The sequence below is a fragment of the Streptomyces sp. XM83C genome (assembly GCF_023072675.1).
GTDB classification, from domain to species: Bacteria; Actinomycetota; Actinomycetes; order Streptomycetales; family Streptomycetaceae; genus Streptomyces; species Streptomyces thermocoprophilus.
The window spans coordinates 1-14,245 of sequence record NZ_JALLGL010000165.1; the positions used below are offsets into that span (position 1 = coordinate 1).

Genomic DNA, 14,245 nt, shown 5'->3' on the forward strand with positions numbered 1-14,245 from the left:
GCGTGGCAACTGCCGGGGGGCCGCGGCTGCGGGGGGCGTGGCGGCGGTGACATTTGTCCTGCCTGAGTCCGTACGGGCAGACCTGCCAGGTCGCGGGCCCGCGGTGCGATGCTCGGAACCGACGGTAATGACAGGAACTATCCCATCGGGGGCGAGGGCATGCCGAGGCTGTCGACGAAGGCGCCGATCCTGACGCACGCGGAACGGGACGTGCACCCCGGGCCGCCGCCCACCGGCTTCACCCTGCTGCCCTGGCTGCTGATGGGCCTGGGCGCCCTGTCGCATCTCTTCCAGGACGACACCCCGAACCCGTGGATCGGCGGACTGGGTCTGCTCGCCTTCAACTCCATCTACGTCTACGTCGTCTTCCGCGCCTTCGACCGGCAGAAACGGCAGGAACGCTCCACACTGGTCGCGCTGCTCCTGCTGGGCCTGCTCACCGTCGCTCTCGCCCTCGGCTATGGCGGCAACTGGCTGCTGTTCTTCCCCCTGCTGGGCCTCGCCGTGGGCGCGGTGCTGCGCGGGCCGGGCCTCGGCCTGCGGGGTGTCGGTCTGGCCGCGCTCGCCGGGGGCGTGGCCGCGCTGAAGGAAGGCTGGGACGGCATCGGCATCGCGTACGGCACGTTCCTGTCGACGATGGTGACCTCGGCGATCCTCTCCCTGTCCGAGGCGGTACGCGAACTGCGCGCAGCCCGCGAGGAACTGGCCCGGCGTGCCGTGGAGGAGGAGCGGCTGCGTTTCTCCCGCGACCTGCACGATCTGCTCGGGCACACCCTGTCGGTGATCGTGGTGAAGTCGGAGGCCGCCCGCCGCCTCGCCCCACGCGACCTCGACGCCTCCCTCGCCCAGCTCCGGGACATCGAGTCCGTGGGCCGGCAGGCGCTCACGGAGATCCGCGAGGCCGTCACCGGCTACCGCGAGAACAGTCTCACCACCGAACTGGACCGGGCCCGTTCGGCCCTGTCCGCGGCGGGTGTCGAGCCGACGGTACGGCGCTCCGGGCCGCCGCTGTCCGCCGCGACGGAGGCCCTGCTGGGCTGGGTGATCCGCGAGGCGGTCACCAACGCCGTACGACACAGCGGCGCCCACCACTGCGACATCACCGTCCACGGCACCCAGGACCGAGTCCGCCTCACGATCACTGACGACGGTCGGGGGCCGGCGGACGACGGGCGCGGGCCGGCGGACGACGGGCGCGGGCCGGCGGACGACGGGCGCGGGCCGGCGGACGACGGTCGGGGGCCGGTGGACGACGGGCGCGGGCCGGCGGAGACGCCGCCGTCCCCGGATGCGGGACCCACGTCCGGGGGCCCCGCCCTCTCCCCTTCTCCGGTCGGCGGGACCGGCCTGAAGGGGCTGCGGGAGCGCCTCGCTGCGGCGGGCGGCACGCTGACGGCGGGGCCGGGCCCCCGCGGCGGGTTCAGGGTCGTCGCCGAACTGCCCGTGGACGACTCCTACAGCGCCCCGGTGGGGTGCACGCAGACCGACTCCGACCCGGACGGCCGGGGTGCGGGGCGGCCCTCGCGGCCTACGCTTTCCCCGTGAACGACGAGATGCCTCGAGACCACCGGCCCGGGAAGTCCATTCGAGTACTGCTCGCCGAGGACCAGGGCATGATGCGCGGGGCGCTGGCGCTGCTGCTCGGTATGGAGCCGGACATCGAGGTGGTGGCGCAGGTCGGGTCGGGGGACGCGATCGTGGACGCGGCGTTGACCCATCGGCCCGATGTCGCGCTCCTCGACATCGAACTTCCGGGCCGCAGCGGTCTGGACGCCGCCGCCGACCTGCGGGACCAGGCGCCCGATTGCCGGGTGCTGATCCTGACCACGTTCGGCCGGCCCGGTTATCTGCGGCGTGCCATGGAGGCGGGTGCGGCCGGGTTCCTCGTCAAGGACGGTCCCGTGGAGGATCTGGCTGTGGCGATCCGCCGGGTGCTCACCGGGGAGACGGTGATCGACCCGGCGCTCGCCGCCGCCGCGCTCAGCGCCGGCCCGAACCCGCTCACCGCCCGCGAGTGCGATGCCCTGCGGGCCTCCGCCGACGGTGCGACCGTCGCCGACATCGCGGCGCGGCTGCATCTGTCGGAGTCCACGGTGCGGAACTATCTCTCGTCCGCCATCGGCAAGACCGGCACCCGCAACCGTATGGAGGCGATGCGGGAGGCCCGCCGCCAGGGGTGGCTGTAGGGGAACGGGCCGGCCACTCCCCCGTGGCCGCCGATCCCGTTCGCCTGCGATGCCGTCCCCCTGCGCGTCCCCTGCGCACCCCGTCCCGGCCCGTCCTCCTGCGTCCTTTCCTGCTCCGTCCGTCCCTCCTGGGATCCTTCCTCCTGCGCCCGTTCCCCCTTCGTCCATCCCTCCTCCGTCCGCCCCCTGCGACGCCACTCGCTCTTCCTCGCTCCTGCTCCAGCCCCTCTCGCTTCTGCCGCCCCTCCGCTCGCTCGTCCCTGCTCGTCCGCCGATGCGTCGCCTGCGTACCGTCGCGCTTCGTCCTCTTGCTCCGTCACCTCCGCCGTGCTGAAGGCCGTGTCCTTCGGGGCCAGGCACACGAACCAGTCGTACGGGGAGTTGCCCGGGGTGCGGATCGCCGGTGGGACGGTGGCGGTGACGGCGACGTCGCTCGTGCCGCGGTGGATCCTCGTGCCGGTGCCGTCCTTCCAGGCGCAGGTCGCCGGATCCTCAGCTGCGTGCTGCTCCCGCGTGAGGAGAAATGCCGTGCGCGGCAGCCGCGGCCGGCGGCCTGCGCCGAAGGCCCGGAACTCCTCGTCTCCGGCCTGCTTACGATCCCCCATGGGCACCTCCTGGGCATCAAAAGGAGTCCACGGGCCGCCCGGATCGTTGCCTCACCTCCGGGAGGAATTTCCCGCCTTCTGCGCGGGCACCGGAGCGGCGGGCTCGGTGCGCTTCGGCCGCGGCAGCCACAGCAGCATCAGTACGGCTCCGGCCAGCAGGACGGCCGTGGAGGTGCGGAAGGCCAGGGCGTAGCCGTCGGTGAGGGCCTGCGGTGTGGTGCCGCCCGCGGTGCGGCCCGCGGCGATGGTCGACATGACGGCGAGGCCGACGGAGCCGCCCATCGTGCGGGAGGTGTTGACGAGGCCGGAGACGAGGCCGGCTTCCTCGGGGGCGGCGCCGGAGGTGGCGAGGGAGGCGAGCGGGGTGGTCGCGAGGCCCGCGCCGAGCATCATCAGGATGCCGGGCAGCAGGATGCCGGTGAGGTAGTCGCCGTGCGCGGTCATCGTCGACTGCCAGGCGAAGCCGCTTGCCGCAACGAGGGTGCCGAGGACGGCGGTGGCGCGCGGTCCGGTCCTGCGCATGAGGCGGGGTGCCAGTTTGGAGCCGAGGACGACGGCGAGGGAGCTGGGCACGAGGGCGGCGCCGGCCTCCAGGGGGGTGTAGCCGAGGGCGTTCTGGGCGTAGAGGGTCATGAAGTACCACATGCAGAACATGGCCGCGCCGCTGAGGAACATCGCGGTGTTCGCCGAGGCCACCGACCGCACGCTCAGCAGCCGCAGCGGCATGAGCGGGGCGGGGGTGCGGGCCTCGACAGCGAGGAACAGGGCGATCAGCGCGGCTCCGGCCGTGAGCGGCAGCAGCGCCTGCAGGGCGGTCCAGCCTTCGTTCTCGGTCTGTGAGATGCCGTAGGCGACGGTGGCGAGGCCCGCGGTGACCAGTACAGCGCCCGGCAGGTCGAGGCGGCGCCGGTCGTGGGTGCGGCTCTCCGGCAGCCAGCGCAGAGCGCCGAGCAGGGCGACCGCGCCGACGGGCACGTTGATGAGGAGGACCCAGCGCCAGGACAGCGCGTCCACGAGTACTCCGCCGACGAGGCCGCCCGCGGCGCCGCCGCCTCCGCCGACCGCGCTCCAGGTGGCGATGGCGCGGGCGCGGGCCGGGCCCTCCGGCACGGCGTCGGTGAGGAGGGTGAGGGTGGAGGGGGCGAGGACGGCCGCGCCGAGTCCCTGTACGGCGCGGGCGAGGAGGAGCTGCCAGCCGTCCTGGGCGAGGCCTCCGCCGAGCGAGGCCAGGGTGAACAGGGCGAGCCCCAGCAGGAACATGCGCTTGCGGCCGAAGAGGTCTCCGGCCCGGCCGCCGAGCAGCAGGAACCCGGCGAAGGCGATGGCGTAGGCGTTCACCACCCATTGCAGGCCGGAGTCGCTCAGGCCGAGGGCCGCTCGCATGGACGGCAGGGCCGTGTTGACGACCGACACGTCGAGCACGACGAGGAACTGTCCGGCGCAGGCCAGCGTGACCACCAGCCAGGCGGGCGGGGCCGGGCGGCGGGGAACGCCGGTGGGAGTGTCCGCGGCTTCGAGCATGCGTGTCATGGTCGCAGCGGCCGTGCGGCCCTTCCATCGGGTTTTCGTCCGATGTCCGGCCCGGTCGCGAGTCCGAGGCCGCGCCCCGTCGCGAGTCCTAGGCCGAGGGAACGGGTGCCAGTGCGAAGGGGCGGGTGCCGGCGCCAAGGGGCGGGTGCCGGCGCCAAGGGGCGGCGCTGTGCCGGACCTCCCCCACACGTTCGTCCCGGGGCGGCCGTCGTATGTGCTCGTCCGTCGGGTGCCCCTCGTCGCAGGGCTCGCCCGGCCGCCGCGTGCCTGCGTGCGGGTCCGCCGTGGCTCGTCTTCGTCAAGGGAAGGTCAAGAATTCTTTAGGGACCCGAAGCAACGGAATAGTTGCTCATGCATACAGGTTCAGACGGCACGAAACCGCCGCGCGGCACGGCCCCACCGGGCGCTCGCGCGCCGGATCGAGCAACAGCCGCAGCACGAAACCACTGGCCGGAGGCACCACTCCATGACGCTCTCGTCGACCCACCGTCCCAGCCCGAAAGCGGGCGGGGCCGCCGTCGTCCCCGTGCTCGCCTTCGCGGGCATCGTGGTCGCGGTGATGCAGACCCTGCTGGTGCCGGTCATCAAGGACCTGCCGCAGCTGCTGGGCACCTCCCCCAGCAACGCCACCTGGGTCCTCACCTCGACGCTTCTGTCCGGTGCCGTCGCCACGCCGATCATGGGCCGGCTCGGCGACCTGTACGGCAAGCGGCGCATGCTCATCCTCAGCCTCGCGGTGATGGTGGTGGGCGCCCTGGTCAGCGCGTTCACCGACGATCTGCTGGTGATGATCGGCGGTCGTACGCTCCAGGGCTTCGCCATGGGCGCGATACCCCTCGGCATCGGCCTGATGCGCGACATGCTGCCCCGCGAGCGGCTCGGCTCGGCGATGGCGCTGATGAGTTCCTCGATCGGCGTCGGCGGTGGCCTCGCGCTGCCCGCCGCCGCCCTGGTCGCCCAGCACGCCGACTGGCACGCCCTTTTCTACGGCGCCGCCGGACTCGGCGTGCTGTCCATCGCGCTCACCCTCCTCGTCGTACCGGAGTCCCCGGCACGCGCGCGTGGCTCCTTCGACCTGCCCGGCGCGCTCGGCCTGTCCCTCGGTCTGGTGCTGCTCCTGCTGCCGATCACCAAGGGCAGCGACTGGGGCTGGTCCTCCGGCACCACGCTCGGCCTGTTCGCCGCGGCGGTCGTCGTCCTCCTCGGCTGGGGCGCGGCCGAGCTGCGCACCAAGGCGCCGCTCGTGGACCTGCGCACCACGGCCCGCCGTGAGGTGCTGCTCACCAACCTGGCGTCGATCATGGTCGGTGTCAGCTTCTACGTCGTCTCCCTCGTCCTCCCCCAGCTGCTGCAGCTGCCCACCGCCACCGGTCACGGTCTCGGCCAGTCGATGGTCGTCGCGGGTCTGTGCGTGGCCCCGCTGGGCCTGACGATGATGTTCACGGCGCCGGTGTACGCCCGGCTGTCCGCGCGGTACGGCCCGAAGACCACGCTCATCATCGGCCTGCTGGTCATCGCGATCGGCTACGGCGGCGGCCTCGGCCTGATGGACGCCGCCTGGCAGACGGTGATCACGTCGGTCGTGATCGGCGCGGGCATCGGGCTCGCCTACTCGTCGCTGCCCGCGCTGATCGTCGGCGCGGTCCCGGCGTCGGAGACGGGCGCGGCGAACGGTCTGAACACGCTGATGCGGTCCATCGGCACGTCCGTCTCCAGCGCCGTCATCGGCATGGTCCTGGCCAACACGGCGGACCACGTGGGCGGGGTGGCCGTGCCGACGCCGCACGGCTTCCGGATGTCGTTCCTGATCGCGACGGCCGCGGTCGCCGTGGGTCTGCTGCTGGCGGTGTTCCTGCCGAAGCCGGACAGGACTTCGCGGCTGCGGGCCGGGAGCGAGGAGGAGGCCGCCCTGGCGCGCGCCGAGGAGGTGCTGCGGGGCTTCCGCGGCCGGGTGCTGGACGCCGACGGGGCGCCCGTCGCGCGGGCCAAGGTCACGCTGATCGACCGGCGGGGGCGGCAGGCGGGCGCGACGCTGACCGACGGGGAGGGCCGGTACGCGCTGGCGGTGCCTTCCGGTGGGCCGTACGTCGTCGCCGCGACGGCCACCGGGCACGGGCCGCACGCCTCGTCCGCCTCGCACCCCGGTGAGGAGCGGGCCGTCGAGCTGGACCTGTCCCTGCCGGGCGACACCGTACGCGCCTGAGGCCGCGCGCCCCGCACCCCGCGAGAGGGGTGCCGTGCGGGGCGTCACCGCACGTCGTCGCACCCCCTGCCGGGACGTCCTGCGGGGGGGTGCGGCAGCATGTGGGCATCTGAGTGTCGTACGACCGAAAGGCGTCCCCCTATGCCCGCCGCCCCCAAGCCCGAGATCCTCGCCGCGTTCGAGGCCGCCAAGGGGTTCATGCCCGTCGACGAGGGGCTCGCGCTGTACGACGCCGCCGTGGCCGCCGGGTCGCTGGGGCTGCCGCTGCTGGAGGTGGGGACGTACTGCGGGCGGTCGACGATCCTGCTCGCCGACGCCGCGCGGGCGGCCGGTGTGACCGCGGTGACCGTCGACCACCACCGGGGCAGCGAGGAGCAGCAGCCGGGTTGGGAGTACCACGACCCGGAGACCGTCGACCCGGAGATCGGGCTGATGGACACGCTGCCCACGTTCCGGCGGACCCTGCACAAGGCGGGTCTGGAGGAGCACGTGGTGGCGGTCGTGGGGCGTTCGCCGCAGGTGGCGAAGGTGTGGGCGGCGCCGGTCGGGCTGGTGTTCATCGACGGCGGGCACACCGACGAGCACGCCACCGCCGACTACGAGGGCTGGGCCCCGCATGTCGCCGAGGGCGGCGTGCTCGTCATCCACGACGTGTTCCCGGACCCGGTCGACGAGTTCACGGGGCAGGCGCCCTACCGGATCTATCTGCGGGCGCTGGCGTCCGGCGCGTTCACGGAGGTGTCGGCGACCGGCTCCCTGCGTGTGCTGCGGCGGACCGGGGCCGGTGTCTGACAGGGCGGCGCGGGCCGGCGCGTCCACCATGCACAGGGGCGCCGGCTCCAGTCCTTCATGGACGCGTTCGCGTCCATGGTCGGTCCGGAGGCCGACGCCCGCCCTCTGCGCACGTCGCGGCGTCCATGGTTGACGCGGTCATCGGCGTCAATGGCCCGTCAACGTCCGGGAATCCACGGTTGAGCCACATGACCCGAATCGGCCTGCGGCTCAACCGTCGACACGGTCGCCCGCACGTCGACGTCAGTCGTTGACGCAGTAGTTGCCCGCCGTGGGATTGAGCAGACCGACGATGTTGACCGAGTTGCCGCACACGTTGACGGGGATGTGGATCGGCACCTGGATGACGTTGCCCGAGAGGACACCCGGCGAGCCGACGGCCTCCCCGACCGCGCAGGCGCCTCCGTCACATTCGTACGACAGCACACCGGCCGGGGCGGCGGCGGGCGTTGCCGGGGCGGCCTGTGCCGCCGCGGACGTGCCGAGCACGGTCAGGCCGGCGACGGCCGTGGCGGCGAGGACTCGGGGGATGACACGCATGTCGTTCTCCTTCTCCGATGATCAGATATGGGATGATTCCGGTGAATCACGGTGATTCTGGACACAGGGTCGGACTCCGGGCGATGCCGGTGCGCCGTTCGGATGAAGCCCACGCGCCCGCATGCCCGCCCGCCGACCGCCGCACGGCCCCGCCCGGTGACCTGCCGCTAGGGTGACTGTCGTGTCGTACACAGGCCCGGACTTCGATCCCCCCAAGCCCCGCCGCTCCCGCCGCACCCCGCTCCTCGTGGCGCTCGCCGCGCTCGTGTCGGGTGGCCTGCTCGGTTGGGCGGTGTACGCGGCGATGGGCGCACCCGGCGACGGCGGCACCACCGCGGGGGCGCCGGCCGCCCCCTCGGGTTCGACGTCGGCTTCCGCGCGGGACGACGGCAAGAAGGCGACGCCGTCCGCGTCCGGGCCGGCCGCGGCGAGCCCGTCACCGTCCGGCTCGCCGGACGCCGCGTCCGGACCGCTGAAGGGCAGAGTCGTCGTCATCGACCCGGGTCACAACCCCGGCAACTTCGAGCACACGGCGGCCATCAACCGTCCGGTGGACATCGGCACCAACAGCAAGGAGTGCGACACCACCGGCACCTCCACCAACTCCGGCTACGCGGAGGCACGTTTTACCCTCGACGTCGCGCACCGTCTGCGGGACCTGCTGCAACAGCAGGGCGCCACGGTGAAGCTGACGCAGGACGGGGACCGGCCGTACGGGCCGTGCGTGGACGAGCGGGCCCGTATCGGGAACACCGCGCACGCGGACGCCGTCGTGTCGATCCACGCCGACGGCGCCGCCGCCGGCAACCGCGGCTTCCACGTCATCCTGCCCGCGTCCGTGCACGCGGGCGCCGCCGACACCCGCCCCATCGTGGGGCCGTCCCGCGAACTGGGCGAGCGCATCGCCGGCAGCTTCGTACGCGTGACCGGTTCGGCGCCGTCCAACTACATCGGCGACGGCACCGGACTCGTCACGCGCCGGGACCTGGGCGGTCTCAATCTGTCAACGGTTCCGAAGGTGTTCATCGAGTGCGGCAACATGCGCGATAGCAAGGACGCGGCGCTGCTGACCAGCGGTGCCTGGCGGCAGAAAGCGGCGCAAGGGATCTCTGAGGGAATCGTGAGTTTCCTGCGCGGGTAGTGGTCATCGCACTGATCCGGGCGGACAGCCTCGTCGGACGGACGATAAGGTCTTTCCTACGATGAGGGGCCACTCCCGCGCTTCCCACCGGGCCTGACGGCGACAGGTGACAGCGACGCCTCTTCCGACGACGAGACGACCTACGAAGGACCTGAAGTGAATATCCGCTCCCTCACTCGAGGCGACGGCGTGGTGATCGGAGCAGCGGTGTTGCTGTTCATCGCGTCGTTCCTCGATCTGTACTCGTTCGACGGCGTTCCGGACAGCGTGGACCTGCCCAGCCTGTGGGGCAGCGGCCCGGTCGTCCTGTCGGTCGTCCTCGCGGGTCTGATCGCCGCCGCGCTCATCGTCATCTCCCGCGGCCTGCCGCAGACCCCGAAGGTGGCCGGACTGGACCTCGGTCAGTTCGGTACGGCGTTCGCGGTGTTCGCCGCGTGGAGCGCGCTCGGCAACGTCTTCGACGTGGCGGGCGGCGCCGACAACATCGAGGGCGCCCGCGACAGCGCCGACCCGGGCACCGGTCTGATCCTCGCTCTCATCGCGACGCTGATCATGGCGGCCGTGGCCGTGGCCACCCCGCTGGTCGGTGCCCTCCAGGCCCCGCTGGTCCCGGCGGGCCACCCGCAGGCCCCGCAGCCCTACGGCGCGCAGCCGCCCGGCGGTTACGGCTACCCGGGTGCCCCGCAGCAGCCGTACGGCGCCCAGCCGCAGGCCGGTCCGGCCGGCCCCGGTGGTCCCGGTGCCCCCGCCGCCGGTCCGCAGCAGCCGTACGGCGCGCAGCCGGGGCAGCCGCAGCCGCAGACCGCACAGCCCGCCGGGGACTTCTCGCCGTTCTGGTTCGCGGTACCCGCTCCGCGCCCGCTGTTCGCGGAGGACGGCTCGCCCACGCCGATCGCCGAACTGGCGCCCGGCACCTGGTATCTGGCGGTGGAGCAGCGCGGTGCGCAGCTCGTCGCGCAGACGCAGGACGGCCGCCGCGGTGTCCTCCAGGACACCTCCGGCATCCAGCGCGGCTGACCCTCAGCGGCAGCCATGTCGCAACGACGGCCCCTCGCCTTCACGGGCGGGGGGCCGTCGCCGTGTCCGGGCACGTGCGCCCCGGGGGCACGCACAGAAAGCAGCTCAGGGGTCCACAGGCGGTCCACGCCGACGCGCGGCCGGCGACGGCACGCTCAGGGGCAGCAGTCGGGGTCCAGGCCGCGCGGCAGGTGCTCCCCGCCGAACACGGCGCAGGTCGCCTCGTGGCCGCCGAGCGCGGCGACCGCGAGGAGCAGGGAACCGGCGGTCCAGGTCGTCAGTTCCCGCGGCCATATGGCGTCGTCGTCGAAGACGTAGCCGGTCCAGTACAGGCCGGACGCGTCGTCCCGCAGATGCTGGATGGACTGTAGGACGGCGAGTGCGCGGTCGGACTCGCCGGTCGCCCACAGGGCGAGGGCGAGTTCGGCGGACTCGCCGCCGGTGACCCACGGGTTGGGGACGACGCAGCGCACACCGAGTCCGGGGACGACGAAGCGGTCCCAGCTCTCGTCGATGCGGGCGCGGGCCTCGTCTCCGGTGAGGGCGCCGCCGAGGACCGGGTAGTACCAGTCCATGGAGTAGCGGTTCTTGTCGAGGAACCGTTCGGGGTGCCGGCGGATCGCGTGGCGCAGGGCGCCCGCGGCGAGTTCCCAGTCGGGCTGGGGTTCCTCGCGCTGTTCGGCGACGGCGAGCGCGCAGCGCAGCGCGTGGTGCACGGACGACGAGCCGGTGAGCAGGGCGTCCGTGGTGGGGGTGCCGTCGTCGTCGCGGCGCCAGCCGATCTGCCCGCCGGGCTGCTGCAACCGGAGCACGAACTCGATCGCGGCGTACACGACCGGCCACATGCGGTCGAGGAAGGTGTCGTCGCCGGTGGAGAGGTAGTGGTGCCAGACCCCTACGGCGATGTAGGCGACGAAGTTGGATTCGCGGCCCCGGTCGGTGACGTCGTCGTGGGCGCCGTCGGCGTAGGCGGCGTACCAGGAGCCGTCGTCGTTCTGGTGCCGGGCCAGCCATTCGTAGGCGCGTTCGGCGGCGGTGTGTTCACCGGCGGTGTCCAGGGCCATGGCGGCCTCGACGTGGTCCCACGGGTCGAGGTGGTGTCCGCGGAACCAGGGGATGGCTCCGTCCTCCCGCTGCACGCGCAGGATGCCGGCGACGGTCGCCGCGGCCTGGTCGGCGGTGAGGACGCCGGGCAGGACCAGGTGTTCCGTGCGGGGGGTGGTCACTTGGCGTCCACCCGCGGCAGGTGCGGCTTGGTCGCGTACGCCACGAAGCTCTTGCCGATGAGCGGGTTGAGGGCCTGCTCGGCGACACGGGTGGCGAGCGGCTTCTTCATGATGTCCCAGACGAGCAGCTTGTGGTAGGCGCGCACCGGCAGCGCCTTGTCGTTGTCGACGCCGAAGGCGCACTTCAGCCACCAGTACGGGGAGTGCAGGGCGTGCGCGTGGTGGGTGCCGTACGGCTTGAGGCCGGCCTCGCGCATCTTGGCGAGGAGTTCGTCGGCCCTGTAGATGCGGATGTGGCCGCCCTCGACCTCGTGGTAGGCGTCGGACAGCGCCCAGCAGACCTTCTCCGGGCCGTAGCGGGGCACGGTGACGGCGATACGGCCGCCGGGCTTGAGGACGCGGACCATCTCGGCGAGGACGCCCTTGTCGTCGGGGATGTGTTCCATCACCTCGGAGATGATGACGACGTCGAAGGACTCGTCGGGGAAGGGCAGGGCGAGCGCGTCGCCCTCCATCGCGGTGGCGGTGGCGCCCTCGGGGGCCTCGCCGGCCTCCTTCATCGCGGCGAACCACTTGGCGACCTCGCGGATCTCCTCGCCGTTGCGGTCCAGGGCCACGACCCGGGCGCCGCGCCGGTAGCACTCGAAGGCATGCCGGCCGGCGCCGCAGCCGAGGTCCAGGACGCGGTCGCCCGGGGCGAGCGGGAACCGGGAGAAATCGACGGTCAGCACGTGGCCCTGCTTTCGGAGTAGACACCGGTGTCACTGGGGGTGGCTTCGGGGGCGGCGCCCCGGGTGCGCCGGGGATGGCCGGTGCGGGCGATGGCCTCGCGGTAGCGGGCGACGGTGCCCTCGGCGGCGCGCGCCCAGGTGAAGTGCCGCAGGACGCGTTCACGGCCGGCGGCGCCCAGACGGGCCCTCAGGTCGGCGTCGCCGAGGAGCCGGCCGAGGGCGGCGGCGAGGGCGCCCGCGTCGCCGGGCGGTACGGCGAGGCAGGTCTCGCCGTCGCGGCCCGCGACCTCGGGGATGGCGCCGCCGGTGGTGGCGACGAGGGGGGTGCCGGTGGCCATGGCCTCGGCGGCGGGCAACGAGAACCCCTCGTACAGGGAGGGCACGCAGGCGACCTCGGCTGAGCGCACCAGGTCGACGAGTTCGGCGTCGGTGATGCCCTTGACGAAGTCGACGGCGCCTTCGAGGCCGTACCGTTCGATCGCCTGGGCGACGGGGCCCTCAGTGGGGCGTTTGCCGACGACGACGAGGTGGGCGTCGGGCTGCTCGGTGCGCAGCTTCGCGAGGGCCTCGACGAGGAAGACGAGACCCTTGAGGGGGACGTCCGCGCTGGAGGTGGTGACGATACGGCCGGGCACGACCGGCACGGACGGGTCGGGCCGGAACAGGTCGGTGTCGGCGCCGATGTGGACGACGTGGATGCGGTCGGGGCGTACGCCGAGGTGGTCGACGATCTCCTGGCGGGAGGTGCCGGAGACGGTCAGCACGGACGGCAGGCGGCGGGCGACGCGCTTCTGCATGCGGGTGAAGGCGTACCAGCGGCGCACCGAGTACCGGCGCTGCCAGGTGTCGGCGGCGTCCAGTTCCAGCTGCCGGTCGACGGTGATGGGGTGGTGGATCGTCGTCACGAGGGGGGCGCCGACGTCGCCGAGGAGGCCGTAGCCGAGGGTCTGGTTGTCGTGGACGACGTCGAAGGCGCCGCGGCGGGCGCGCAGCAGGCGGCGGGCGCGCAGGGAGAACGTCAGCGGCTCGGGGAAGCCGCCGGTCCACATGGTGCCGACCTCGAGGTAGTCGATCCAGTCGCGGTACTCCTCCCGCTTGGGGGTGCGGAAGGGGTCGGGCTGGCGGTAGAGGTCGAGGCTGGGCAGCTCGGTGAGGGTGAGCCGGCCGGCGAAGTCGTCGGCGTCGTCGAGGACGGGGTACGGCTGGGAGCCGATGACCTCGACGCGGTGGCCGAGGCGGGCCAGCTCGCGGGAGAGGTGGCGGACGTAGACGCCCTGTCCGCCGCAGAACGGGTTGCCTTTGTACGTCAGGAGCGCGATGTCGAGCGGTCGCTCGCCGTCCGCGGCGAGGTCCGGGAGGGACCTCGTCCGACTGGCCTCAGCGGTCACTCCGGGCCCCTCTCTGCCTGCTCTGTCCCGCGACACTACGTCGAGACGCTAATCTAGAACAAGTTTCAGACTTGATCGTCGAGAGGCTCTGAATCTACCGGCAGGTAGCCTCTGTGTGAGCAGTGGATCAGGTGATTCACGCCACGGCCGGAGCCTGCCGCGGCCGGTTCGATCACGCGCCTTTCACCGCCCCCTCACCGACTGTCACGGACGGGACCCATGCCAGCGGAAGTCACGCCGGAATCCACCGTGCGCCCACCTGTTCCGCCTCTGACGGAGCGGCAGGAGGCACGCCGCCGCCGCATCCTGGAGGCGACCGCCCGGCTGGCCGGGCGGGGCGGGTTCGACGCGGTGCAGATGCGGGAGGTCGCGGAGGCATCGGAGGTGGCGCTGGGCACGCTGTACCGGTACTTCCCGTCCAAGATCCATCTGCTGGTCGCCACGATGCAGGACCAGCTGGAGCGGCTGCACGGCACGCTGCGGGAGCGGCCCCCGGCGGGTGAGACGGCAGCCGAGCGGGTCGCCGAGACGCTGATGCGGGCGTTCCGCGCGCTGCGGCGGGAACCGCAGCTCGCGGACGCGATGGTCCGAGCCGTGATCTTCGCGGACCGCGGGGTGGCCGCCGAGGTGGAGCAGGTGTCCCGGCAGACCACCGCGATCATCGTGGAGGCGATGGGCGGGGACCGGCCGACGCCCGGGCAGCTCGCCGCGGTCCGCGTCGTCGAGCACACCTGGCATGCGGCGCTGGTCGGCTGGCTGTCGGGCCGGGCGAGCACCGCGCAGGTGAAGGCGGACATCGAGACGGCCTGCCGGCTGCTCGACCTGAGGGAGGCCGGGGGGCCGGGATCCGCCTGAGCCGCGCAGGCCCCAGCCCCACGCCCCGGAC

General features: G+C 72.9%; 12 protein-coding genes and 1 pseudogene. 7 read left to right on the top strand and 6 right to left on the bottom strand.

Translation table 11 applies throughout. The features are described from left to right. Positions 1 to 159 precede the first annotated feature (159 nt). Both MTQ10_RS18905 and MTQ10_RS18910 read left to right on the top strand, forming a co-directional pair. The gene (locus MTQ10_RS18905) at positions 160 to 1,545 is read left to right on the top strand and encodes a sensor histidine kinase (protein ID WP_247469601.1); all 1,386 of its coding nucleotides are present in this window, start codon (positions 160 to 162) and stop codon (positions 1,543 to 1,545) included. An 8-nt stretch (positions 1,546 to 1,553) separates the two neighbouring features. Then, positions 1,554 to 2,186 carry a response regulator transcription factor gene (locus tag MTQ10_RS18910; protein ID WP_247469621.1) on the top strand — a complete coding sequence of 211 codons (633 nt, stop codon included), beginning with the start codon at positions 1,554 to 1,556 and terminating at the stop codon, positions 2,184 to 2,186. Positions 2,187 to 2,674: 488 nt separating this feature from the next. On the opposite strand, the pseudogene MTQ10_RS18915 reads toward MTQ10_RS18910, so the two are convergent. Further along, positions 2,675 to 2,791: pseudogene (locus MTQ10_RS18915) on the bottom strand (SigE family RNA polymerase sigma factor); the annotation flags it as partial. Between the two features lie 51 nt (positions 2,792 to 2,842). Next, positions 2,843 to 4,321 (bottom strand): MFS transporter, encoded by a 1,479-nt coding sequence (locus tag MTQ10_RS18920; RefSeq protein WP_374117635.1) that lies wholly within the window; start codon positions 4,319 to 4,321, stop codon positions 2,843 to 2,845. Positions 4,322 to 4,787: 466 nt separating this feature from the next. Here MTQ10_RS18920 and MTQ10_RS18925 point away from each other — a divergent pair, with 466 nt between their 5' ends. Further along, positions 4,788 to 6,524: an MFS transporter gene (locus tag MTQ10_RS18925; RefSeq protein WP_247469604.1), complete on the top strand. Its 1,737-nt coding sequence runs from the start codon at positions 4,788 to 4,790 to the stop codon at positions 6,522 to 6,524. 141 nt (positions 6,525 to 6,665) lie between these two features. Next, positions 6,666 to 7,316 carry a class I SAM-dependent methyltransferase gene (locus tag MTQ10_RS18930; protein WP_247469606.1) on the top strand — a complete coding sequence of 217 codons (651 nt, stop codon included), beginning with the start codon at positions 6,666 to 6,668 and terminating at the stop codon, positions 7,314 to 7,316. Between the two features lie 243 nt (positions 7,317 to 7,559). Here the strand turns inward: MTQ10_RS18930 and MTQ10_RS18935 are convergent, their stop codons facing one another. Next, positions 7,560 to 7,856 carry a chaplin gene (locus tag MTQ10_RS18935; protein WP_247469608.1) on the bottom strand — a complete coding sequence of 99 codons (297 nt, stop codon included), beginning with the start codon at positions 7,854 to 7,856 and terminating at the stop codon, positions 7,560 to 7,562. Between the two features lie 181 nt (positions 7,857 to 8,037). Here MTQ10_RS18935 and MTQ10_RS18940 point away from each other — a divergent pair, with 181 nt between their 5' ends. Together MTQ10_RS18940 and MTQ10_RS18945 are read left to right on the top strand one after the other, a co-directional pair. Continuing rightward, positions 8,038 to 8,997, top strand: coding sequence for an N-acetylmuramoyl-L-alanine amidase (locus MTQ10_RS18940; RefSeq protein ID WP_247469610.1), 960 nt, complete (start codon positions 8,038 to 8,040; stop codon positions 8,995 to 8,997). A 156-nt stretch (positions 8,998 to 9,153) separates the two neighbouring features. Beyond that, on the top strand, positions 9,154 to 10,014 hold the full coding sequence (locus MTQ10_RS18945) for a DUF5336 domain-containing protein (protein WP_247469611.1): 861 nt from the start codon (positions 9,154 to 9,156) through the stop codon (positions 10,012 to 10,014). A 155-nt stretch (positions 10,015 to 10,169) separates the two neighbouring features. On the opposite strand, the gene MTQ10_RS18950 is transcribed toward MTQ10_RS18945, so the two are convergent. From MTQ10_RS18950 to MTQ10_RS18960, 3 genes are read right to left on the bottom strand one after another with little or no spacing between them, the layout of a single operon-like run. Beyond that, positions 10,170 to 11,240 (bottom strand): prenyltransferase, encoded by a 1,071-nt coding sequence (locus MTQ10_RS18950; protein WP_247469613.1) that lies wholly within the window; start codon positions 11,238 to 11,240, stop codon positions 10,170 to 10,172. Then, complete coding sequence (locus tag MTQ10_RS18955; RefSeq protein WP_247469615.1) at positions 11,237 to 11,971, bottom strand: class I SAM-dependent methyltransferase; 735 nt, start codon at positions 11,969 to 11,971, stop codon at positions 11,237 to 11,239. Before MTQ10_RS18955 ends, MTQ10_RS18950 begins: the two co-directional genes overlap by 4 nt. Beyond that, positions 11,965 to 13,359 carry a glycosyltransferase family 4 protein gene (locus MTQ10_RS18960; RefSeq protein WP_247469617.1) on the bottom strand — a complete coding sequence of 465 codons (1,395 nt, stop codon included), beginning with the start codon at positions 13,357 to 13,359 and terminating at the stop codon, positions 11,965 to 11,967. Before MTQ10_RS18960 ends, MTQ10_RS18955 begins: the two co-directional genes overlap by 7 nt. Positions 13,360 to 13,578: 219 nt before the next feature. Between MTQ10_RS18960 and MTQ10_RS18965 the strand changes: the two genes are divergently transcribed. Next, entirely contained in the window at positions 13,579 to 14,214 is a 636-nt protein-coding gene (locus MTQ10_RS18965) for a TetR family transcriptional regulator (protein ID WP_247469619.1), read from the top strand. The last annotated feature ends 31 nt before the right edge of the window (positions 14,215 to 14,245 follow it).

Bases quoted from the DNA above. Each gene is read 5' to 3' on its own strand.
- MTQ10_RS18905 (WP_247469601.1), top strand. From the start codon at position 160: ATGCCGAGGCTGTCGACGAAGGCGCCGATCCTGACGCACGCGGAACGG.
- MTQ10_RS18910 (WP_247469621.1), top strand. From the start codon at position 1,554: ATGCCTCGAGACCACCGGCCCGGGAAGTCCATTCGAGTACTGCTCGCC.
- MTQ10_RS18920 (WP_374117635.1), bottom strand. From the start codon at position 4,321: ATGACACGCATGCTCGAAGCCGCGGACACTCCCACCGGCGTTCCCCGC.
- MTQ10_RS18925 (WP_247469604.1), top strand. From the start codon at position 4,788: ATGACGCTCTCGTCGACCCACCGTCCCAGCCCGAAAGCGGGCGGGGCC.
- MTQ10_RS18930 (WP_247469606.1), top strand. From the start codon at position 6,666: ATGCCCGCCGCCCCCAAGCCCGAGATCCTCGCCGCGTTCGAGGCCGCC.
- MTQ10_RS18935 (WP_247469608.1), bottom strand. From the start codon at position 7,856: ATGCGTGTCATCCCCCGAGTCCTCGCCGCCACGGCCGTCGCCGGCCTG.
- MTQ10_RS18965 (WP_247469619.1), top strand. From the start codon at position 13,579: ATGCCAGCGGAAGTCACGCCGGAATCCACCGTGCGCCCACCTGTTCCG.